This window comes from Rhodococcus sp. R1101 (assembly GCF_000278445.1).
GTDB classification, from domain to species: Bacteria; Actinomycetota; Actinomycetes; order Mycobacteriales; family Mycobacteriaceae; genus Rhodococcus; species Rhodococcus gordoniae.
On the sequence record NZ_AJVB01000839.1, the window covers coordinates 1 to 857 of the forward strand.

General features: G+C 74.4%; 2 pseudogenes. One reads left to right on the top strand and one right to left on the bottom strand.

What is annotated here, in order from left to right:
• A pseudogene (locus tag R1101_RS31565) lies at window positions 1-137 on the top strand (proteasome subunit alpha); the annotation flags it as partial.
• Between the two features lie 11 nt (window positions 138-148).
• On the opposite strand, the pseudogene R1101_RS28790 reads toward R1101_RS31565, so the two are convergent.
• A pseudogene (locus R1101_RS28790) lies at window positions 149-857 on the bottom strand (diacylglycerol/lipid kinase family protein); the annotation flags it as partial.

Below are 857 nucleotides of genomic sequence, written 5' to 3' on the forward strand. Positions count from 1 at the left end.
AGCGTCCGCGCCGCGCGTTCCGCCGCATCGCGGGGGCGGCGCTCGATGCGCTGCTGCCCACCGGTTCGGCTCAGCCGGCGGCGTCGGAGACGCCGGGGTCCGAGCCGGCTCCCGGAGCCGGCACCGACGCGGGCTGATCCACCGCGAGCCGATAGATCGTCAACGCCGACGGCACCACCTGGAAGTCGAATCCGGTGCCGTCGGCGGGGACCTCCCCGTCGGTGGCCAACGCCACCGGATCCCCGATCACCTGCACCGCCAGGGCCGGGCTGTGCCGATGCCGATACATCGGGGAGGCGCCGAGGGTGCCGGTCGCGGCGGCGGCGAGCAGCCGGAGCCGCGAGAACCGGCGTTCGGCCGGCAGGTACCGCACATCCAGGGTGCCCGGATCCAGATGCGACCGGGACATCGGCACCTGATCTCCCGGGGTGTAGCGGCCGTTGCCGACGAACAGCAACCACACCGCCCGCCCGGTGCCGTCGATCCGCACCGGCATCGGGCTCGCCGTGCGCAGCACCGCCAGCATCGCCAGGCCCGCCGCCGGCCACTTGCCGATCCGCGGCTCCCAGTGCTGCCGTAACCGCACCGCGTCCGGATAGCCGCCGAGGCTGGCGGTGTTGACGAACCGTCGCACCGTGCGACCGGCCGGTCCGGTCACCGTCACCTGTCCGAGTCCCACCGCGACGGCCTGCCCACCGGTGATCGCCCGTACCGTCTCGTCCAGGTCGGTCACTCCGAGATCGTGCGCGAAGTGGTTGAGGGTGCCGCCGGGGAAGACCGCCACCGGCAGCCGGGCGTCGACGGCCGCGTCGAGCACCGCCGCGACGGTGCCGTCGCCGCCGCACACCCCCAACGCC